This is a genomic window from Aquabacterium parvum (assembly GCF_001447195.1).
In the GTDB taxonomy this organism is placed as follows: Bacteria; Pseudomonadota; Gammaproteobacteria; order Burkholderiales; family Burkholderiaceae_C; genus Aquabacterium; species Aquabacterium parvum.
The window spans coordinates 41,770-61,649 of the sequence record NZ_LFRI01000392.1; the positions used below are offsets into that span (position 1 = coordinate 41,770).

Genomic DNA, 19,880 nt, shown 5'->3' on the forward strand with positions numbered 1-19,880 from the left:
GCAGGGCGCCGTGATGCGCCATCGGTGACTCAGGTGGGCAGCTGGTCTCGGTGGTCGATGACCCGGGTGCCGCAAACGAGGTCATGCAGGAACTGCTGCCTGGGCAGCAAGCGAGAGATGCCGGCGTAGAACAGGGCCCAGACCAGCATGCCCCCAAGCAGGTACTTGGATTGGTGCCAGCCAGCCAGCCAGCCGGCCAGCCAGGCGGGCATGAACCACAGCCAGCAAAGCAGAAAGCGCGTCAGCGCCTGCCACAAGGAGATCGGACCGCCCGAGGCGTCGAGCAGGCGAATTTGCCAAGTGCGCATCGCCAGGGTCTGGCCCCCATGGGTCCAGAACCACATGAAGTAGGCGGCCAGCGACACGAATTGAGCCGCCATCATGCCTTCGCGCCCTTGCAGACCGTGGCGCTGCCCGACTGCGATGCTATAGAGCGCGCCCACCGCCATCACAAGGCCAAAAAGCAGAACGCCCTCGTAGGTGAAGGCAGCCATGCGGCGGGCGAGCGGAGCGGCGGGGCCCTGGGCTCGGGCGGTCAATTGAGCCGAGCTCAGACCGCCCTGGGATGGGATGGAAAAGACGGACATGGGAGGTGACGATCAACAGCCGCGAACGATATCACCGCTGTCGACAGCCTGGCCGGGGCCGATTCAAGGACGCTGTCCTGAAGCCGGCAGGCTGGCCATGGCTGCACCCTGGGCACCCGTGCGTGGCAGCAAGGTCACCGGATCGACCGAGCCCCTGGCGGCGTTGACCTTGGGCATGCCCACCTGCTGGTGCATGGGGGGCGAAGGCTGTCGTGTCACCAGGTTGGTGGTGGCGCCAGAGCCCGCCTTGACGGTGGCGGGCGAGACGACCGTGGGCTGGCGAGGGCTGGCCGTCACGGCATTGGGCACCGTGTTGGACTTGGCGGGGGAGCCGGCGGTGCTGGCCGTGCGCTTGTTGCCAAAGGCCTGGGCGGGCTCGCGCGGGCCGGCCACCCGATCGGGCAGCATCACCGGTTTGCTGCGGCGCTGGGCCTGGCGGCCGAGGTCCTGCTTTTCTTCGCTGGACAGGGCCTGGTAGGCCTGCCACTTTTCCTGCCGCTGACCGGCTGGCAGCTGGCGCGACTGCTGATAGCGCAGGCGGGCTTCGCCCCGCTGGTCGGACGGCAGGGCTGCCCAACTGGCCATGCGCTCTTGCACGCGCGCCTGTTCGGATGGCGCCAGTTGATCGAACCGGCGAGCCACTTCAACCCATTTCACGCGGCTGGACGGTGCCAGGCTGGCCCATTGCGAGGCCAGGGGGGCCAGCGCCTTGCGCTGCGAGGCGCTGAGCTGGGACCAGTCGCTGGGTGCCCCCAACGTCGAGGCGACGGCAGGCTGTGCGTTGGTGGTCGCTTGCGCCGAGGGGTGCCAGGCCAGGCCGCCGAGCAGGCCCAGGCAGCCCAGTGCCAGCAGGCTGCCCAACAAGAGCGATCGGGATGGTGAGGACGAATCAATCATGCGCTGGGCGTCCTCAGGGGGTGATCTCGGCGGCTTCGGTGTCGGTGCTGCTGAGGTCACCATCTGCTTCGGGAATCGCTTCTTCGATGGGGCGCATCGGCGTGCGCTCGTCCCCTCGCAGGAACTCTTCGAAGCCCGGGTCCGCGTAGGCGTCCGGGGGCAACTCGTCGGTCAGGATGGCGGTGTCGATGTCGGCCGTGGCTTCGACTTTTTCCTGGTCGTGGTAGGCGTGCACCAGCCAAAGTCCGGCCACCAGGGCCAGCACCGGCAAAGCCGTGGCCAGCTTCCACCCCCACGAGAGCGGGCCGTCGTCGAGGCGGCGACCGTGGCCAGGTTGGCGCGCCTGACCGGCCTCACTCCAGCCGCCCAGCACGGTGGTGCCTTGGGCGCCCACCCCGGCCAGGGCGGCCGAGCCCACCGGGGCAAGCTCGCCAGTGACCACCGCGCCCAAGCGGGTCTGCTGGGCCAGGCGTGCGGCGTCAACCGCCTGCTCACGCGCGATGCGCAGACGCTCGGTGATGTCGTGCGGCAACCCCTGGTTGCCCTCGTTCAGGCGCGCTGTCACGCGCAGCGCAAAGCGAGCCTGCAGCGCTTCGCGCTGGGCGTCATTCAGCTGGGTGGTCTGGCGCGTTTTCACAATGTGATCCCTCTGGCTTGCAGGGCCTTGGACAGTGCGGCAACCGCTCGCGAACAATGGGTTTTGACGCTCCCTTCGGAGCACCCCATGGCCGCAGCCGTTTCTGCAACATCCAGTTCCTCCCAGTAACGCAACAGAAACGCTTCCCGTTGACGCGCTGGCAGCTGCCCGATTTCTTCTTCGATTTGTTTCAGTGTTTCGGCTCGGCTGACCTGAACTTCAGCAGCTTCCGTGCCGGTGTCCTCCACGTCCAGGACCTCCAGCAGGTCAAAGTCCCCATCTTCGCCACCGGCAGAGCCCGCCATCTCTTCCATGCTGGTGAACACCGCGTTGCGCACCTTCTGGCGCCGAAACCAGTCCAGGGTGGCGTTCGAGAGGATGCGCTGGAACAGCATCGGCCATTCGTTGGCCGGGCGGTCGGCGTAGCTTTGCGCCAGCCGGATCATGGCGTCCTGAACGATGTCGAGCGCGGCGTCGTCCTGGCGAACCGCGTACACCGTGCGCCGGAAGGCGCGCGACTCGACACCTTTGAGGAAGGCGTTGAGTTCTTCTTCTCGGGATGGCGTGGGCAGGGGGGTCAAGCGCTGGGGCGGGCCGCTTCGGGCCGTGGTTTCGAGCCGGCCGCATTATGGCACCAGCCCTTGTCAAGCCGGGTTTGACTTGAATTGGCTCGCAGGGGTGCGATAATGTTTGTTTTGCGTCATCTCGATCTGGCCTGAGTCGTTTGCCCCACAGGGCATCCGTGGCAGGCCGCGCAGGCTCCAAATCCGCCTCACAAGGGCGAGCACACGGCCATCCGTGGTCGCAGTGCTGCTGCCGTTCCCCATGCATTTTTGATGCGGGGCGCGTCGGTGTAGAGGGGCACCGATCGTTTTTCGTTAGAGAAATTCTGAAAGGTTCTTCCATCATGGAAATGTCCCAAGCCGCGATCGCCAACACCGGCGACGTCATCAACGGCTCTGAAATCCTCGTGCGCTGCCTGCAGGCAGAAGGCGTCAAGTACATGTGGGGCTACCCCGGTGGCGCCGTGCTGTACATCTACGACGCGCTGTACAAACAAGACACCATCGAGCACGTGCTCGTGCGCCACGAACAGGCCGCCGTTCACGCTGCCGACGGCTACGCCCGTGCCACCGGCGACGTCGGCGTCGCCCTGGTCACCTCGGGCCCGGGTGTGACGAATGCCATCACCGGCATCGCCACCGCCTACATGGACTCGATCCCGATGGTGATCATCACGGGTCAGGTGCCCACCCCGGCCATCGGCCTGGACGCCTTCCAGGAATGCGACACAGTCGGCATCACCCGCCCCATCGTCAAGCACAACTTCCTTGTCAAGGACGTGTCCGAGCTGGCCGCGACCATGAAGAAGGCCTTCCACATCGCCCGCACCGGCCGCCCTGGCCCCGTGGTGGTGGACGTGCCCAAGGACGTCTCGCTCAAGACCACCGCCTTCCACTACCCCGAGTCGGTGGAAATGCGCTCGTACAACCCGGTTCGCAAGGGCCATGGCGGTCAGATCCGCAAGGCCGTGCAGCTGCTGCTGGGCGCCAAGCGCCCCTACATCTACACCGGTGGCGGCGTGATCCTGGGCGAGGCCTCCAACGAGCTGCGTGAACTGGTCAACATGCTGGGCTACCCCAGCACCAGCACCCTGATGGGCCTGGGCGCCATCCCCGCGTCCGACAAGACCTTCCTGGGCATGCTGGGCATGCATGGCACGTACGAAGCCAACATGACCATGCAGAACGCCGACGTGGTGATCGCCGTGGGCGCCCGCTTCGACGACCGCGTGATCGGCAACCCCAAGCACTTTGCCCAGGTCGAGCGCAAGATCATCCACATCGACATCGACCCGTCTTCGATCTCCAAGCGCGTGAAAGTCGACATCCCCATCGTCGGTGACGTCAAGGACGTGCTGATCGAGATGATCGCCCAGATCAAGGAGTCGCAGGTCAAGCCGGACCAGAACGCGCTGGCTGCCTGGTGGAACCAGGTCAACGAGTGGAAGAAGCGCGACTGCCTGAAGTTCAAGACTTCGAATGAGGTCATCAAGCCTCAGTACGTGGTGCAGAAGCTGGCCGAGCTGACCGCTGGCACCGACTACTACATCACCTCGGACGTGGGCCAGCACCAGATGTTCGCGGCCCAGTACAGCAAGTTCGAAGAGCCGCGCCGCTGGATCAACTCCGGTGGTTTGGGCACCATGGGCGTGGGCCTGCCTTACGCCATGGGCATCAAGCTGGCCAAGCCCGACGCCGATGTGTTCTGCATCACCGGCGAAGGCTCGATCCAGATGTGCATCCAGGAGCTCTCGACCTGCCTGCAGTACCGCACGCCCGTCAAGGTGCTGTCGCTCAACAACCGCTACCTGGGCATGGTGCGCCAGTGGCAGCAGCTGGACTACGGCAGCCGCTACTCGCACTCCTACATGGACGCGTTGCCCGACTTCGTCAAGCTCGCCGAGGCCTATGGCCACGTCGGCATGCTGATCGAGCGCCCGTCCGACGTGGAAGGCGCGCTGCGCGAAGCCATCAAGCTCAAGGACCGCTCGGTGTTCCTGGACATCCGCACCGACCCCACCGAGAACGTGTGGCCGATGGTGCAGGCCGGCAAAGGCATCTCCGAGATGCTGCTGGGCTCGGAAGACCTCTGATCCACTGAAACGAGACGAGAGCCTGGCCGACCCAGGCTGCCACAGACGGGCGCTTGCCGGCGCCCGCATCGGGTGGCAGACCGCAGCGACCGGGCTGAACGACACAACCGAATCACATCGAACCGCGAGGCCACAGCGCCGGGGTTACCGCCCCGATGACCCAGGAGCCTTGCCAGGACGATCAACATGAAACACATCATTGCCCTGCTGCTGGAAAACGAAGCCGGAGCCCTGTCCCGCGTGGTGGGACTGTTCTCGGCCCGTGGCTACAACATCGAGAGCCTGACGGTGGCCACCACCGAAGACCCCTCGCTGTCGCGCATGACCATCGTGACCACCGGCTCCGACGACGTCATCGAGCAGATCACCAAGCACCTCAACCGCCTCATCGAAGTGGTCAAGGTGGTGGACCTGTCCGAAGGCCCCTACACCGAGCGCGAACTCATGCTCATCAAGGTTCGCGCCGTGGGCAAGGAGCGTGAAGAGATGAAGCGCATGGCCGACATTTTCCGCGGTCGCATCATCGACGTCACCGACAAAACCTACACCATCGAACTCACTGGCGACGCTGCCAAGCTCGACGCTTTCATCGAAGCGATCGACCGCGCTGCCATCCTTGAAACCGTGCGCACCGGGACCAGCGGGATCGGGCGCGGCGAGCGCATCCTGCGCGTGTGATGACGCTTGGCTGCCTGCAGGCTTGACGGCTTGCGTGCAAACGTCTGAATTTTCCCGCTTTTCTTTGACCCCTCACTGAACCGAGGCCGGTGCGCAACCGGCCCGAGACTTACGGAGAACCCCATGAAGGTCTATTACGACAAGGACGCCGACCTGAGCCTGATCAAGGGCAAGAACGTCGCCATCATCGGTTACGGCTCGCAAGGCCATGCCCACGCCCAGAACCTGCGCGATTCCGGCGTCAACGTGACCGTTGGCCTGCGCAAGGGCGGCGCTTCCTGGTCCAAGGTGGAAGCCGCTGGCATCAAGGTCGCTGAAGTCAACGACGCCGTCAAGGGCGCCGATGTCGTCATGATCCTGCTGCCCGACGAGAACATCCCCGAGGTGTACAACAACAACGTCGCCCCGAACATCAAGCAAGGCGCCACCCTGGCCTTCGCCCACGGCTTCAACGTGCACTACAACCAGGTCGTGCCCCGTGCTGACCTGGACGTGATCATGGTCGCCCCCAAGGGCCCCGGCCACACCGTGCGCTCCGAGTACCTCAAGGGCGGCGGCGTGCCTTCGCTGATCGCTGTGTACCAGGACAAGTCGGGCAAGGCCCGTGACATCGCCCTGTCCTACGCGGCTGCCAACGGCGGCACCAAGGGTGGCGTGATCGAGACCAACTTCCGCGAAGAAACCGAAACCGACCTGTTCGGCGAACAAGCCGTGCTGTGCGGTGGCGCTGTCGAGCTGGTGAAGATGGGCTTCGAGACCCTGACCGAAGCTGGTTATGCTCCGGAAATGGCCTACTTCGAGTGCCTGCACGAGCTCAAGCTGATCGTTGACCTCATGTACGAAGGCGGCATCGCCAACATGAACTACTCGATCTCGAACAACGCCGAATACGGCGAGTACGTGACGGGCACGGAAGTGATCAACGAGAAGTCGCGCGAAGCCATGCGCGCTGCTCTGAAGCGCATCCAGACCGGCGAATACGCCAAGATGTTCATCCTGGAAGGCCGCACGAACTACCCGAGCATGACCGCTCGCCGTCGCCTGAACGCCGTGCACCCGATCGAGACCGTGGGTGCCGAGCTGCGCGCCATGATGCCCTGGATCGCCAAGAACAAGCTGGTTGACCAGTCGAAGAACTGATCTGAATTGATCTGATCTTCAAAGCAGGCCGCGAGGGGCAACCTTCGCGGCCTGTTTGTTTGGGTGGGCGTGAGGGCGTCGATGGGCGCCTTGATTCAGCCACGGCGTCATGCCGCATGGCCAACTAAGGTTTGGCGTCCTGCGCGGGTTGATCCGACCACCCGCCACCGACGGCTTTGTACAAGGCCACGGTGACGAGGGCGCGCGCGGTTTCTGCCTGGATGAGCTCGTCTTCGCGTTGCAGGGCAGAGAGTCGGGCTTCGATGGCACCCTGAAGCAGGCCGCTGCCTTCATCGAAGAGGCGTTGGGCGTGCCGTGCGCCCTGATCTGCAGTCAGCCAGGCCGATTGCAATTGAGTGGAGCGTTGATCCAGCGCACGACGGGTGCCGTAGGCGTTCTCGACGTCTTCCAGCGCGGTGAGCACGGTCTGCTCGTGCTGAGCGATGGCGGCTTCCAGCTGGGCGTCGGAGGCACGGATGCGCGCGCGGATGCGGCCGGCCTCGAAGATGGGCAGGTACAAGCCTGCGCCCCAGGAGGTGAAGCGGCCCGAGGCGCCGAGGTCGCCAATCTCGATGCGACCGTCGTTGGCCAGGAAGCCCAGGTAAAAGCGCGGCAGCAGGTCGGCCTTGGCGCTGCCAAGTTGGGCCGCGCGGGCCCGCACGAGCTGCGCGGTGCCGCGCACGTCCGGGCGGCGCTCCAGCACGTCGGAGGGCAGCACGGCGGGCAGCTTCGATGGGATGGCGCTGCCGTCTGCGGGGGCCTGGGCGGTGGGGGCGGGCAGTTGGGGCAGCTGCTCAGGTGCCTGACCGGTCAGCACGGCCATGCGGCGCAGGCGCGATTGCAGCAAGGTCTGCAGGGGGGCGGCGCCACCGCGCAGGGCTTGCACTTGCGCGCTCACGCGGTCGACGTCGTAGCGCGTGGCCTGGCCCGCGTCGAAGCGACCCTGTGCGTAGCGTTGCAGTCGCTCGGCCTGCGAGATGGTGCGCTGGAGCACGCCGATGCGTCGCTCCAGGCTGCGCGCCTCGACGTAGTTGGCGGCGATGTCGCCAGCCACCATCAACTGGGCGCCGTGCAGGCGCTCTTCGTTGGCCAGGGCCGCGCTGCGGGCGGCTTCTGCGTCGCTGCGGCGCGAGCCGAAGATGTCGACTTCCCAGGTGGCCGCGAAGCCATGCCCGCTGTAGGCGCTGATGGGCAGCTTGGGCGCGTTGATGCTGGGCAGGCTGATGGGGGGCAGGTTAGGCAGGGGCAAGGGCAGGCCTGGCACCGACGTGGGCGCTTGCACTTGGCTGGGTGTTTGCACGCCCGCCTCGTTCTGCTGGGTGCGTCCGGCATAGCCCAGTGCGGCCAGGGTGGGGTAGAGGGCCGATTCGGCCTGGGTGACGACGGCCCGGGCTTCGCGAACGCGCGCCGCAGCGATGCGCACGTCGGCGTTGGCGGTCAGGCCTTTTTCGATCAGCGCATGCAGGGTCGGATCGGGGATGCCTTGCCACCAGCGAGAGAGGTCAGTCGGCTCGTCATCGGTGGGGGGGGCTGGCTTGACTTGCGTGAAGCGATCGGGAGCGTGGACCTGGCCAGGGGGCAAGTTCACTTCGATGGTGGTGCAGGCCGTGAGGGTCAGCAGCCATGCGCCGATGGTGAGCGGCAGGAATGGACGCCTGATGAGGGGCGCAAGGGCTTGAAGTGGCTGATGCATGGTTCAGGTTCAGGTCTTCGATGCGGTGGTGGTGCGGGCCTGCAGCAATGCGAGTGCGGCCGACGCCAGGCGTGTGCGCGGTGTGTCGGTTGCGCTGTGCAGGATCACGGGCACTTGGGCGCCCAGCACGATGCCGGCCACGTCGGCGTGGGCCAGGTGGATCAGCTGCTTGACCAGCATGTCGCCGGTTTCGAGGTTGGGCACGAGCAGCACGTTGGCCTGGCCCGCCACGAGCGAATCGGCGTGTCGCACCCGAGCGGCTTCCGGGCTGATGGCGGCATCGAAGGGCAGGGGGCCATCGACGAGGCCACCCGTGACCTGGCCTTGCTGTGCCAGTTTGCACAGGGCCAGGGCGTCCACCGACGACGTCAGTGTGCTGCCAGGCTCGTTGGCGGCCGAGAGCACCGCCAGGCGTGGGCTCAGTCCCATCTGCAGGGCCAGGTCCATGGCGTTCTGGGCGATGTCGCGTTTGGCTTCGAGGGTGGGCTGGATGTTGAGGGCGGCGTCGGTGATGAGCAGGGGCTCGTCTCGGCCTGGCACGTCGGCGATGAAGGCATGGCTGATCCGGCGGGTGGCACGCAGCCCACCTTCACGAGCCATGAGGGCCTGCAGCAATTCACGGGTGGGCACGGCGCCTTGCATCAGCACCTCGGCTTTGCCTAGGTGGATCAGTTGCAGTCCCTCGCGCAGGCTGGTGCTTGCATCAGGTGCTCGGTTCTGAGCAGGGCCGCCGTCCTGCCAGCGTGCAGGCGAGAGGTCGATGCCGTGGGTCTGCGCAAGGGCTTCGATGTCAGCACGCGGCCCCACGAGCCAAGGTTCGATCAGGCCGGCACGTTGGGCCTGCATGGCGGCTTGCAAGGCCGTGGCCTCGAGCGGGTGGATGACGGCGCAGCGCATGGGCCTCAGGTCTTGCACACGTTGCATCAACCGCGTGAAACCCTCGTGGTGACGCAGCTGCAGTTCAGGCAGGGGGGCGGCAGGGCGGCACACCTTCACGTCGGGCGCGATGACCTCGGCCTCGCCGGTGATGACGGGCTTGCCGGCCTGGTTGCTGCACAGGCAGTCGAGGACGACGCGGTGGTTCTCGAGCTTGTGCTTCACCGTCACGGTGACGGTGACCACGTCGCCCAGCCCCACCGGCCGCACGAAGGCCAGCGACTGTTTGACGTAGATGGTGCCCGGGCCGGGCAGGCGCGTGCCCAGCACCGTGGAAATGAGGGTGCCACCCCACATGCCGTGCGCGATGACCTTGTGAAAGGGCGTCTCGCGGGCGTAGGCCTCGTCCAGGTGCGCGGGGTTGACGTCCCCGCTGAGCAGCGCGAAGAGCTCGATGTCCTGCTGAGTCAGTGTGCGGGTGAGGCTGGCCGACTCGCCGATGGCGAGTTCGTCGTAGCAGCGGTTTTCCAGCAGCCGGGGGGTGTCGGGCGTGCTCATGGTCTCGGCCTTGGCTGTTTGCTCGCTTGTCTGCTTGCGCGAGGGTCAGGCTTGCTTGACATAGTGGCCTGGTGCGTCGGGCAGCTTCTGCTTGCGGCCCGGCACGCCCATGGGCGGAGGCGCTTGGCGCGTCCCCGAGTGAGTGGCCAGCCAAGCCTGCCATGTGGGCCACCAAGAGCCTTCTGTGTGGGGCACCTCGGCCTGCCAGCGCTCGGGCGAGACGTAGGCTTCGGTGGGTGGGCGGTGGTGAACCTGGAAGTGGCGGCCCTTGTGCCCGGGCTCGCTGACGATGCCGGCGTTGTGGCCGCCGCTGGTGAGCACGAAGGTGATGTCCAGCGGCAGCAGGTGCAGCTTGTAGACGGACTTCCAGGGCGCGACGTGGTCGGTCACGGTGCCCACTGCGAAGCAGGGCACATGGATGTCGGTGAACCAGATGGGGCGGCCATCGACCTCGTAGCGGCCACCGGCCAGGTCGTTGTGCAAGAAGAGCTTGTGCAGGTACTCCGAATGCATGCGGTAAGGCATGCGCGTGGTGTCGGCGTTCCAGGCCATCAAGTCGTTGGGGCGGTCACGCTGGCCGAGCATGTAGTTCTTGAGCGCGCGCGACCAGATCAGGTCGTCGGCGTGCAGCAGCTGGAAGGTGCCAGCCATCTGCGAGCCCTTGAGGTAGCCCTGCTGAGCCATCATCGACTCGATGAGCTCGACCTCGCTCTCGTTGATGAACATGAGCAGCTCGCCGGCCTCGGTGAAGTCGCCCTGCGCGGCGAACAGCGTCATCGACGCGAGGCGATCGTCCTTTTCGCGGCCCATGGTGGCGGCGGCGATCATCAGCAGCGTGCCGCCCAGGCAATAGCCGGTGGCGTGCACCTTCTGGCCGGGCACGATGCGGCCGATGGTGTCGAGCGCGGCCATCACGCCATCCTGGCGGTAGTCGTCCAGGCCCTTGCAGCGGTCGTCCTCCGTGGGGTTCTTCCAGGAAATCATGAACACCGTGTGGCCTTGGTCAACCAGGTGCTTGACCAGCGAGTTGTGTGGCGCCAGGTCGAGGATGTAGTACTTCATGATCCAGGCCGGCACGATGAGCACGGGTTCGGGGTGCACGGTCTCGGTGGTGGGGCTGTACTGGATCAGCTCGATGAGGTCGTTGCGAAACACGACCCTGCCTGGCGTGATGGCCACGTTCTCGCCCGGCTTGAAGGCCTCTGCCCCAGCGGGCGGCAGGTTGCGCGCGATGCGCTGCAGGTCATCGGCCCAGTTGGCGGCACCGCGCACGAGGTTCATGCCGCCTTCGCGGGCGGTGGTGGAGATGACGTCCGGGTTCAGCCAGGGGATGTTGGCCGGGTTGAAGACGTCGAGCCACTGGCGGGCGGCGAAAGCGGCGATGTCCTGGTGGCGGTGGTTCAGTCCCGGCACGCCATGGGTGGCGCGGTGCCAGGCCCGCTCGAGGATGTGAAAGCCCTGAGACCAGGCGTTGAAAGGCCATTGCTGCCAGCCCTCGCTGGCAAAGCGACGGTCGGGCAGGTCTGAGGGCCGGCCCTGGGGGTCGGTGCCCAGGTGCGCATGAGCCGGGTTGGTGACGGCTGCACTCAGGTCTTCTGCGGTCTGCTTGATGAGGTCGAGCTGCTTGCCTGGCGAGATCATCAGGTGCGAGAGCCAGTCCAGGTAGACCAGCGTGGTCTGGATGGGCGAGATGCCGCTCATCAACTGGCCGATGTCGCCATGCACCTGGCGGTCCAGCGCGCGGACCCAGTCGTTCCAGCTCATGTCTTTCGGGGGGCATTCGCTCATGGTTTGCTCCAGGCTTGTGCTGACGATGCCGGCTTCAGCCTTGCCGCGCCAGCATCGAACGGAATCGCGACAACGCGATGAAGAGGAAGACCGCCCCGGCCACAGAGACGGCGAGCAGTTGCGGCCAGACGATGTCCAGGCCCGCGCCGCGGTACAGCACGGCGTGGGTGAGTTTGACGAACTGCGTGGTGGGCGAGACCTGCACCACGCCCTGCATCAGCTCGGGCATGCTCTCGACCGGCGTGGCAGCGCCCGAGAGCAGGTACAGCACGACGTAGACCGGTGCGGCCAGCAAACCGAATTGCGGCATCGACGAGGTGACCGTGGCCAGCAGCACGCCCAGCGAGGTCACGGCAAACAGGTAGGCCGCTGTCCCAAGCAGGAACAAGGTGATCGAGCCCAGCAGCGGCACGCCCAGCCAGCCCCGCACCACGAACATCAGCGACAGCCACACCGCCAGCAGGATCACACCGCCATTGGCGAGGATTTTGGCCATTGCGATTTCAGAGGGGCGCACCGGCATCACCAGCAGGTGCTCGATGGTGCCGTGTTCGCGCTCGCGGATGACGGCTGCGCCCACCAGGATGATGGCCAGCACCGTGATGTTGGTGATGATGAGCATCACCGAGGTGAACCAGTGCGACTGGTTGTTGGGGTTGAACTCGAGGTGGATGACAGGGCGGGCAGGCAGCAGGCTGTCGATGCCCTGTTGGTGGAAGTAGCCGAGCAGCTCTTGCAGGAAGACCTCATTGAGGTAGGCCACCCCCAGGCCCGCCTGCGTCATGGCCGTGGCGTCCACGGTGACCTGGATGGCGGGCGCGCGCCCGGCCAGCACGTCGGCCTCGAAATGCGGCGGCACGTCGATGACGAAGATGACGTCGCCGCGGTCCAGCGCCGGGCCGGCCTGCTGCGTGGTGATGTCTCGCGGTGGCTGGAAATAGGGCGCGCGGATGGCGTCGCGCAGTCGCATGGACAGCGCCGACTGGTCGGCATCGATCCAGCCCACCGAGGCGTGCGAGACCTCGGCCTTGACGCCCTTGGCCGTCGTGTAGACCGAGATCGTGAACGCAAACAGGATCAGCGCGACCAGGGGCAGGTCGCCCAGCAGGCTGCGCAGCTCTTTCGCCGACAGCTTGGCGACGTTGAGCAGCCATTGGCGGGTGTCGTGCCCCATGTCTCAAGCCTCCTGCTTGCGCACAGCCAGCCGCGCCAACGCCAGGTAGCCCAGGCCGAAAGCCAGCAGCGCCGCGTACATGGGTCCGAAGCTGTCAAAACTCAGGCCCTTGGTGAAGCTGCCCAGGCTGATGAGCTGGAACCACGAGGCCGGAAAGCCCTGGCCCACCCAAAGCGCCGCACCCGTGAGCGTGGACACCGGATACAGCAGGCCCGAAAAGTTGATGGAGGGGATCAGGCAGACGATGGCCGTGGCGAAGGTGGCCGCCACCTGCGACTTCAAAAAGGCCGAGATCAGCAGGCCCAGCGCCGTGGTGGCGAAGACGAAGCACAGCGCCCCCAGGCTCAGCGCAAAGAAGTTGCCCTTGAGCGGCACCTGCAGCACCACGATGGTCAGGAACACCAGGCTGAGGTAGCTCAGCATGGCCAGGCAGATGTAGGGCAGTTGCTTGCCCACCAGGAACTGCCCCACGCTGGCCGGCGAGGCATAGAGGTTGAGGATGGAGCCCATCTCTTTCTCGCGCACCACGCCCAGCGCTGTCAGCATGGCCGGGATGATGATCAGGCACAGCATCAGAAGGCCTGGTGTGGAGGCGTAGATGCTGCGAAAGGCCTGGTTGTACGAAAAGCGGGGCTCCAGGCGCGCGGGCAAGGTCGGCACCTTCAGACCCGGGGTTTCCTGTGCGAAGCGCATGGCGTGCTCCAGCAGGATGCCTCGGGCATAACCGCGAACGTTCTCGGCGGTGAAGGTCTGTGCGCCATCGATGTACAGGGCCACATCGGGGCGCCGTCCTTGGACAAGGTCGCGCCCGAAACCCGGCGGAATCTCGATCACCAGCACCACCTCGTGTGCGCGCAGCAGGGCATCGCCGTCTTCGATCGTCTGCACCGAGCCTTTGCGTTGAAAGTAGCGCGAGCCCTCGAAGTGCTCGACCAGCTGCCTGCTGTCGTGCGTCTGGTCGCGGTCGAGCACGGTGAAGCTGGCCTTCTGGATGTCGAAGGAGATGCTCCACGCTGCCGTGACCAGCAGGATGATCGGACCCAGCAGGGCGAAGGTCAGGCGGATCGGGTCGCGCTTGAGTTCCATGGCCTCGCGGCGCGCGAAAGCCCAGGTGCGGGCCCACCAGTCGAGCAGCGTGCGCTCGCGCATCGCACGCACCGAGCTTCTCAAAGTGTCGGCGGCATCCTGAGCATGCAACGAGGTCGGACCAGGCGCATGGGAGGCAGCGAGGGTGTTCTGTGCAGGCGCGGCTGGCGTGCGAGCCGTGGCCGCCATCTGGGCCGCCTGCACCGTCGTGTCGGCCGCCTGCAGGTGCGCCACGAAGGCGTCTTCCAGCGACGTGGCGCCTTGAGCTTGCTGCAGCGCCTGGGGCGAACCCACGGCCAGCACCCGCCCTCGGTGCATCAGCGAGATGCGGTCACATCGCTCGGCCTCGTTCATGAAATGGGTCGACACGAAGATGGTGACCTGCTCTTGCCTGGACAGCTGCACGAGCTGACGCCAGAACAGGTCACGCGCGGCCGGGTCAACGCCCGAGGTGGGCTCATCGAGGATCAGCACCTCGGGTTTGTGCAGGCAGGCAGCGGCCAGTTGCAGGCGTTGGCGGATGCCCAGCGACAGCTCGCTGGGCCGGGCCTCGGCGTGTTCGCTCAGGTCGAAGCGCTGCAGTGCGTCGCCGATGGCGTGCTCGGCCACATCACCTTCCATGCGATACAGGCGCGCGTGCAGCACCAGGTTCTGCCGAACGCTCAGCTCGTCATACAGAGAGAAGGCCTGCGACATGTAGCCCACCTTCATGCGCGTCTCGAGGTTGCGTGGGTCGATGGGCGCGCCCAGCAACTGTGCCGAGCCCGAGCTGATGTCCAGCAGCCCCGTGAGCATCTTCATGGTCGTCGTCTTGCCGCAACCGTTCGAGCCCAGGAAGCCGAAGATCTCGCCACGCTCGATGCGAAAGCTCACGTTGTCCACGGCGATGAAGTCACCGAAGCGGCGCGTCAGGCCCTGGGCCTCGATGGCGGGCGGCCCATCCGCTGCGGGGCGAGGCGGGATGATCAGCGGCTCGCTGCTGCCACGCGCATCCTCCGGCAGCAACTCGATGTAGGCCGCTTCAAGCGTGTGCTGCGGCGTGCGCGCCAGCACGTTCTCGGTGCGGTCGAACACCAGCACCTGCCCTGCGTTCATGGCCACCAGGTGCTCGAAGCGTTCGGCCTCTTCCATGTAGGCCGTCGCCACGATCACCGTCATGCCGGGGCGCTCGGCGCGCAGGGCTTCGACCAGGGCCCAGAACTGCCGCCGTGACAGCGGGTCCACGCCCGTGGTGGGCTCATCGAGGATGAGCAGATCGGGGTCGTGCACCAGCGAGCAACACAGGCCGAGTTTCTGCTTCATGCCACCGGACAACTTGCCCGCAGGCCGATCGCGAAAGGGCGCCAGGCCCGTGGCGTCGAGCAGCCGCTGGATGCGCGCCTCGCGCTCGGCCGCGCCCTGGCCGAACAGCCGCGCAAAGAAGTCGATGTTCTCGGCCACCGACAGCGTCGGGTAGAGGTTGCGGCCCAGGCCCTGCGGCATGAAAGCCACGCGAGGCGACAAGCGGGCGCGTGCCGACGCACTGGACAGGTCTTCACCCAGCACGTGGACACGGCCATGCTGGATCACCTTCACGCCGGCGATGAGCGACAGCAAGGTCGACTTGCCGACGCCGTCCGGCCCCACCAGCGCGATGGTGCGCCCTGCGGGCAGTTGCAGGCTGACATGTTCAAGCGCCCGGGTGTCACCGTATCGGTGGCCAAGGTCTCGCACATCCACGGCGATGGCGATCTCACTGGGGTGACTCATGCTGTCAACGCGGTTGATGATCGCTTGGACCAGCCCGCTCAGCGGGCAGCCTCACCATCAGCGATGCTGGCCAGGGCTTGCTGGCATCGCTGCGCACATGCCCATACCCGGTCAGCCCCGCTTTCACATGGGGCGCATGGCGGCGGGCCAGCTCAGGTGCCACCTTGAGCTTGACGCGAAAAACCAGCTTCTCGCGCTCAGCTGCCGTCTCCACGTACTTGGGCGTGAACTGCGCCTCCGAAGCAACGAAGGACACCACCGCCGGGATGACGAACTGCGGCGCCGCGTCCAGCACGATGCGGGCCTCGTCACCCAGCTTGAGTCCGCCCGCCACGTCGGTCGGCAGGAACAGCGTCATGTGCACCTCGGACGTGTTCAGCAGCGTGGCCACACGTCCCCCCGAGGGGATGACCGAGCCCGGCTCGACCACGCGGTACTCGATGCGGCCGGCCACCGGCGCGCGCAGCACCAGGTCATCCAGTGCCACGTTCAAGCGCCTGATCTGGGCTTCGGCCTCGGCGCGCGCAGCGGTGGCTTCACCAATGGCTGCGCGGGCCACCTGGACGCCCGCTTGCTCGCCGTCGCGCTGGGCCGTGCGCCGCTCCACCTCAGCGCCTGAGACCAGCGCATCCTGCTTGAGCCGCGTCGCGTGGTCCAGCTCCAGTTGTGCGATGCGCGCCTGCACCTTGCGCACCTCGGTTTCGGCGCCCGCGCGCTGCATGGCCTGGGAGGCTCGATCGCGGGCGGCTTCCACGGCGGCACGTTGGGCCAGCAGGTCGGTCGGGTCCTGCCGTGCGATGACGTCGCCTGCCTTGACCAGGTCGCCCTCGCGCACCGGCAGTTCGATGACGCGCCCCGGGTACTTGGCCGCGACCTCGATGCGCTCGACCTCCACCCGGCCATTGCCTCGGTGGATGCCATCGGGCAGGCGGTCGCGCTGGGTGTTCACCCACCAGGCGACGCCCACGGCGGCGGCCAGGGTGGCGGCGATCAAGGTCCGGTTCAGGGTGCGTCGGTTCATGGTGCAGGGGGCGCCAGCGCCGCGAGCTGGGCCCGCAGCGAGATGGCGATCAGGTCAAGGAGTTGGTCGATGCGCTCGGGCGTGAAGCGATCCCATCCGAGCCGGCGCAGCAGCAAGGCATCCGACAGCCTCAGGCTCATCACCTGGTGTGCAGCCAGGAACGTGATGGCGCGCGGCAGCGCGTGCGAGGCCTCGCGGCCACAGATGCGGGCCACCAGGCCCTCGACGGCGTCCTGCATGGGCGCCACGACCTGGCTGAACAGGCGCTCCAGCGCCGGCCCTTCCTCGGCCTGCAGCCTCAGGAAGAACTGCACCCACTCCGCCGGGAAGTCGTCGGCGAGCAGCACCCGGGCCTGATCGCACAAGAAGGCCACCACCCGCTCGATCAGCGCGTCTCGTTCGGCAACCGCGGGTTCCGCGGTGTTCCCGCGGGGCATTTCGCTCGCAGCCCCTGTGGTGCCCCGAGCCCACCACATCAACAGAGGTTCGCGCTGTCGCGCCTGGATGGCGTCAGCCAGGAAGCCTGCGGCCTCGATGTAGAGCTCTTCCTTGGTGCCGAAGTAGTAGGGGATGGCGCCCAGGTTCATGCCGGCGGCGCTGGCGATCATCCGCGTGGTGGTGCCGTCAAAGCCGTGGCGACCGAACTGCTCCAGCGCAGCGCGCAACATGCGTTCGCGAGCCTGAAGCCCACGCGCTGTTTCGGTCAGCGGGGCCGGGCGCCGTGCGCTGGGTCCGCAGGCATGGGTTGAAGAGATCAGGGCACACATGGTTCGAGGCTTGTTGCGATGCAGCATTGCATCGGCCTCGAAGTCAGTCAACCGTATGACTTGACGTGAATCAACCCCGCTGACAAAAACGCCTGCCCCAACGATGGGCGTCAACCGAGGGTCATGAATCGAGGGTCATGAAGCTCGCATCGGCGCCGAACGATCGCAGCTTCGCCAGCAGGCCCGGGTGGTCGACCTCACGGGCTTGAAAGCCCTGCTTGTGCCAATACGGCTGCGAGCCCTGGACTGCCACCAGGGCCAGTCCAGCCAGCCCCGAGGCACGCGCGTGCTCGAACGCCCTCTGGACCAGGTCTTGCGCAGCACCGCTGCCTCGGTGGTCGGGGTCAACCGCCAGGTCGTGCAGGTAGAGCCATTTCGGCAGCGCAGGCGGCTCCCAGTTGGCGGCGTGCAGCGCCGGAAAATGGTCTTCGTCAACCGGCAGGGTCACCAGGTAGGCCAGGACCATTTCTGCCTCGACCGCCAGCCAGGCTGACCTGGGGGATTGCCGGATCTTGTTTTCGAAGGCGCCGAGCGGCTCGTGGTATTGCGGTGGGTAGCAGCGTCGCTGGATGGTGAGCACTTGGTCCAGGTCCGTGGGCGTCATCGATCGGATGTCCATGGCGGGAGTCTAGGTGTCGTTGTGTAAAGCCTGTCCGATGGCCCACTGGTTCCAAGGGGAACTTGGTAGTAATCCGGGGTTCGCTGGTGCGAGGTGGGCGCGGCATGGGGGTATCCTGCGTGCCTCTCGCAGCAGCATTCCCCCTGACTCCCATGATCACGATCGAGAAGAACCGTTCCTGGACTGGCGTGGCCATCGTGGCCGCAGTGGCCGTGGCTGGCGGATTGGCCTGGTGGGCGCTTGCCCCCCAAGGTGGCTCGGGTGAGGCAGGCGCGCCTGGCGCTTCGGGTTCCATGTGGCAGTGGTCCTCGGCATCGGGCGCTGCTGGCGGTGGCGCCCCCGTGACCTCCATCCTCAACGATGCGCGCTGGGGCACCGTCAACACCGAAGACCAATCCACGCTGGAAGGTGCCTTGAGCAAGGCGCCCAACGCCAAGGCCGAGGCCGCCCGCATCGTCAGCTATGTTCAGTACCACCGTGCCTTCGAGGCCTGGCAGGGACTGGACGAGCAAAAGCAGGCCCGCGAGCGCCGGCAACTGGCCGAGGGCCTCTTCAAGGAGCTGCCTGACCGCCTCAAGACGGGCGAATTCACGCTCATGGAAGCCGCACTGATGGGCGCCGTGCTGATCGCCGAGGCCGAGCCCGATGAAGCCCGTCGCACCCAGCGCGTCGAAGCCTGGCAGGCGCAGCTGGCCACGATCGTTCCCAACCCCGAGGACGAAACCCGCATGGCCGCGCAGAACCGCGAGACCGAGTACATGCGCCGCCGCGCCACCGCCTTCGGCGAATGGCAGAACCAGACCGACCCTGCGCTGCGCACGCCCGCCAAGCTGGAGCAGACCATGGCCGAGATCAACCGCGCCTACGCAAGCGGCCAGTGAACGGTTGAGCCTGGTCAGCCCGCTGGCCTGAGCCAGGCCAGCGCGCCGATCCACAGCGGCACGGTGGCCATGCCCAACAGCGTGGACACCGTGATCAAGCCCGCCACGAACGGCCCGTTGCCACCCATTCGCACCGCCAGCACATAAGCGCTGGAGGCCGTGGGCAGCGCCCCGAAGGCCACCAGGATGGCCTGCTCTGTGGGAGGCAGCTTCAGCACCCAGGCCAGGCCGATGGCCGCGATCGGCAGCAGCAGGTGCCTGATGCCCAGCAGGCCCAGCGCAAGGGCGGGCGCAGCCGTCAAACCGGTCATCTTCAGGCCGGCACCGACGGCGAGCAGCCCCAGCGGCAGCGCAGCCTGACCGATGCGCCCCACCGTTTCCAGCAACCACGCTGGCAGGTGGATGTCGAGCACGCGCACCAGCAGGCCACTGAGGGTGCCGATGATCAAAGGATTGCGAGCCAGCTCGGCCCAAGTGTTGTGCCCGCCATGGCGGGCCAGGCTCCAGACCGCTCCGGCATTGCAAAGTGGCACGCACAACGCGATCAGGATGGCGATCAGGGCGACACCCTGCGCGCCCAGCAGGCGATCGGCCAGCGCCAACGCGATGTAGGAGTTGAATCGAAACGCGACCTGCGCCCCGCTGGCGTGCAGCGTCGCGTCCACGCCAGGCAGGTGACGCAGCCAGGTTGCCAGCAACAGGCCCAGCAAACACAGCCCGACGCCAGCGCCTGCCAGGGTGGCGGCATCGCCCGGCTGCAGGGGGCTGCGCACGATCGAGGCGAACAACAGGGCCGGGAACAGCAGGTGGTAGACCAGGCGTTCAACCACGTCCCAGGTGGGGCGTCCGAAGGCCGTGTAACGGCACAGACAGAAACCTCCCAGAATCAACAGGAAATCAGGCAGCAACAAAAGCGGGTCCATCATGGTGCCCGTGAGCCTAGGGGCTGTTAACACTAATTGCAACGCTGGGCATCATGCTGGACACTGCCCGACATGGAGATCACACCCAAGCAATTCGCGCGCATCGAGCATTGCCTTCCACTGCAGCGAGGCAACGTGAGCCTGTCCAAT

Annotated in this window: 17 protein-coding genes; 4 read left to right on the forward strand and 13 right to left on the reverse strand. The window is 66.4% G+C overall.

Annotated elements, in window-relative coordinates:
* Nucleotides 1-29: 29 nt before the first annotated feature.
* The 4 genes from ABG80_RS16410 to ABG80_RS16425 form a co-directional block, all read right to left on the reverse strand.
* Nucleotides 30-587, reverse strand: a complete 558-nt coding sequence (locus ABG80_RS16410; RefSeq protein ID WP_083506203.1) for an RDD family protein — start codon at nucleotides 585-587, stop codon at nucleotides 30-32.
* 63 nt (nucleotides 588-650) lie between these two features.
* Nucleotides 651-1,484: a DUF3106 domain-containing protein gene (locus ABG80_RS16415; RefSeq protein ID WP_160322567.1), complete on the reverse strand. Its 834-nt coding sequence runs from the start codon at nucleotides 1,482-1,484 to the stop codon at nucleotides 651-653.
* 13 nt (nucleotides 1,485-1,497) lie between these two features.
* Nucleotides 1,498-2,121 carry a DUF3619 family protein gene (locus ABG80_RS16420; protein ID WP_058088707.1) on the reverse strand — a complete coding sequence of 208 codons (624 nt, stop codon included), beginning with the start codon at nucleotides 2,119-2,121 and terminating at the stop codon, nucleotides 1,498-1,500.
* Nucleotides 2,118-2,702, reverse strand: a complete 585-nt coding sequence (locus tag ABG80_RS16425) for an RNA polymerase sigma factor (protein WP_235513905.1) — start codon at nucleotides 2,700-2,702, stop codon at nucleotides 2,118-2,120. The genes ABG80_RS16420 and ABG80_RS16425 overlap by 4 nt, the downstream gene beginning before the upstream one ends.
* Before the next feature lie 326 nt (nucleotides 2,703-3,028).
* Here ABG80_RS16425 and ABG80_RS16430 point away from each other — a divergent pair, with 326 nt between their 5' ends.
* The 3 genes from ABG80_RS16430 (at nucleotide 3,029) to ilvC (ending at nucleotide 6,595) form a co-directional block, all read left to right on the forward strand.
* Nucleotides 3,029-4,777 (forward strand): acetolactate synthase 3 catalytic subunit, encoded by a 1,749-nt coding sequence (locus ABG80_RS16430; RefSeq protein WP_058088708.1) that lies wholly within the window; start codon nucleotides 3,029-3,031, stop codon nucleotides 4,775-4,777.
* Between the two features lie 186 nt (nucleotides 4,778-4,963).
* On the forward strand, nucleotides 4,964-5,455 hold the full coding sequence (gene ilvN / locus ABG80_RS16435; protein ID WP_058088709.1) for an acetolactate synthase small subunit: 492 nt from the start codon (nucleotides 4,964-4,966) through the stop codon (nucleotides 5,453-5,455).
* 123 nt (nucleotides 5,456-5,578) lie between these two features.
* Nucleotides 5,579-6,595: a ketol-acid reductoisomerase gene (ilvC, locus tag ABG80_RS16440; RefSeq protein ID WP_058088710.1), complete on the forward strand. Its 1,017-nt coding sequence runs from the start codon at nucleotides 5,579-5,581 to the stop codon at nucleotides 6,593-6,595.
* A gap of 124 nt (nucleotides 6,596-6,719) precedes the next feature.
* Here the strand turns inward: ilvC and ABG80_RS16445 are convergent, their stop codons facing one another.
* The 8 genes from ABG80_RS16445 to ABG80_RS16480 all read right to left on the reverse strand — a co-directional run bounded on the left by ABG80_RS16445 (nucleotide 6,720) and on the right by ABG80_RS16480 (nucleotide 17,926).
* Entirely contained in the window at nucleotides 6,720-8,288 is a 1,569-nt protein-coding gene (locus ABG80_RS16445) for a TolC family protein (RefSeq protein WP_058088711.1), read from the reverse strand.
* A gap of 9 nt (nucleotides 8,289-8,297) precedes the next feature.
* Nucleotides 8,298-9,722 carry a bifunctional enoyl-CoA hydratase/phosphate acetyltransferase gene (locus ABG80_RS16450; RefSeq protein WP_058088712.1) on the reverse strand — a complete coding sequence of 475 codons (1,425 nt, stop codon included), beginning with the start codon at nucleotides 9,720-9,722 and terminating at the stop codon, nucleotides 8,298-8,300.
* Nucleotides 9,723-9,767: 45 nt separating this feature from the next.
* Nucleotides 9,768-11,510: a PHA/PHB synthase family protein gene (locus ABG80_RS16455; protein WP_058088713.1), complete on the reverse strand. Its 1,743-nt coding sequence runs from the start codon at nucleotides 11,508-11,510 to the stop codon at nucleotides 9,768-9,770.
* A 34-nt stretch (nucleotides 11,511-11,544) separates the two neighbouring features.
* Nucleotides 11,545-12,684 carry an ABC transporter permease gene (locus tag ABG80_RS16460; protein WP_058088714.1) on the reverse strand — a complete coding sequence of 380 codons (1,140 nt, stop codon included), beginning with the start codon at nucleotides 12,682-12,684 and terminating at the stop codon, nucleotides 11,545-11,547.
* A gap of 3 nt (nucleotides 12,685-12,687) precedes the next feature.
* Nucleotides 12,688-15,519, reverse strand: a complete 2,832-nt coding sequence (gene rbbA / locus ABG80_RS16465) for a ribosome-associated ATPase/putative transporter RbbA (protein WP_058088715.1) — start codon at nucleotides 15,517-15,519, stop codon at nucleotides 12,688-12,690.
* Nucleotides 15,520-15,523: 4 nt separating this feature from the next.
* A complete protein-coding gene (locus ABG80_RS16470; RefSeq protein WP_058088716.1) occupies nucleotides 15,524-16,540 on the reverse strand; it encodes an HlyD family secretion protein in 1,017 nt (338 codons plus the stop codon).
* Nucleotides 16,537-17,208: a CerR family C-terminal domain-containing protein gene (locus ABG80_RS16475; RefSeq protein WP_058088717.1), complete on the reverse strand. Its 672-nt coding sequence runs from the start codon at nucleotides 17,206-17,208 to the stop codon at nucleotides 16,537-16,539. Before ABG80_RS16475 ends, ABG80_RS16470 begins: the two co-directional genes overlap by 4 nt.
* 220 nt (nucleotides 17,209-17,428) lie before the next feature.
* A complete protein-coding gene (locus ABG80_RS16480) occupies nucleotides 17,429-17,926 on the reverse strand; it encodes a GNAT family N-acetyltransferase (protein WP_058088718.1) in 498 nt (165 codons plus the stop codon).
* Between the two features lie 152 nt (nucleotides 17,927-18,078).
* On the opposite strand from ABG80_RS16480, the gene ABG80_RS16485 reads away from it, so the two are divergent.
* Nucleotides 18,079-18,807, forward strand: a complete 729-nt coding sequence (locus ABG80_RS16485; protein WP_058088719.1) for a hypothetical protein — start codon at nucleotides 18,079-18,081, stop codon at nucleotides 18,805-18,807.
* Nucleotides 18,808-18,821: 14 nt separating this feature from the next.
* On the opposite strand, the gene ABG80_RS16490 is transcribed toward ABG80_RS16485, so the two are convergent.
* Nucleotides 18,822-19,733: an AEC family transporter gene (locus ABG80_RS16490; RefSeq protein WP_058088720.1), complete on the reverse strand. Its 912-nt coding sequence runs from the start codon at nucleotides 19,731-19,733 to the stop codon at nucleotides 18,822-18,824.
* Nucleotides 19,734-19,880 lie beyond the last annotated feature (147 nt).

Coding starts and splice junctions, on each gene's coding strand:
- ABG80_RS16410 (WP_083506203.1), bottom strand. CDS start 587: ATGTCCGTCTTTTCCATCCCATCCCAGGGCGGTCTGAGCTCGGCTCAA.
- ABG80_RS16415 (WP_160322567.1), bottom strand. CDS start 1,484: ATGATTGATTCGTCCTCACCATCCCGATCGCTCTTGTTGGGCAGCCTG.
- ABG80_RS16430 (WP_058088708.1), top strand. CDS start 3,029: ATGGAAATGTCCCAAGCCGCGATCGCCAACACCGGCGACGTCATCAAC.
- ilvN (WP_058088709.1), top strand. CDS start 4,964: ATGAAACACATCATTGCCCTGCTGCTGGAAAACGAAGCCGGAGCCCTG.
- ilvC (WP_058088710.1), top strand. CDS start 5,579: ATGAAGGTCTATTACGACAAGGACGCCGACCTGAGCCTGATCAAGGGC.
- ABG80_RS16445 (WP_058088711.1), bottom strand. CDS start 8,288: ATGCATCAGCCACTTCAAGCCCTTGCGCCCCTCATCAGGCGTCCATTC.
- ABG80_RS16450 (WP_058088712.1), bottom strand. CDS start 9,722: ATGAGCACGCCCGACACCCCCCGGCTGCTGGAAAACCGCTGCTACGAC.
- ABG80_RS16455 (WP_058088713.1), bottom strand. CDS start 11,510: ATGAGCGAATGCCCCCCGAAAGACATGAGCTGGAACGACTGGGTCCGC.
- ABG80_RS16460 (WP_058088714.1), bottom strand. CDS start 12,684: ATGGGGCACGACACCCGCCAATGGCTGCTCAACGTCGCCAAGCTGTCG.
- rbbA (WP_058088715.1), bottom strand. CDS start 15,519: ATGAGTCACCCCAGTGAGATCGCCATCGCCGTGGATGTGCGAGACCTT.
- ABG80_RS16470 (WP_058088716.1), bottom strand. CDS start 16,540: ATGAACCGACGCACCCTGAACCGGACCTTGATCGCCGCCACCCTGGCC.
- ABG80_RS16475 (WP_058088717.1), bottom strand. CDS start 17,208: ATGTTGCGCGCTGCGCTGGAGCAGTTCGGTCGCCACGGCTTTGACGGC.
- ABG80_RS16480 (WP_058088718.1), bottom strand. CDS start 17,926: ATGGACATCCGATCGATGACGCCCACGGACCTGGACCAAGTGCTCACC.
- ABG80_RS16485 (WP_058088719.1), top strand. CDS start 18,079: ATGATCACGATCGAGAAGAACCGTTCCTGGACTGGCGTGGCCATCGTG.
- ABG80_RS16490 (WP_058088720.1), bottom strand. CDS start 19,733: ATGATGGACCCGCTTTTGTTGCTGCCTGATTTCCTGTTGATTCTGGGA.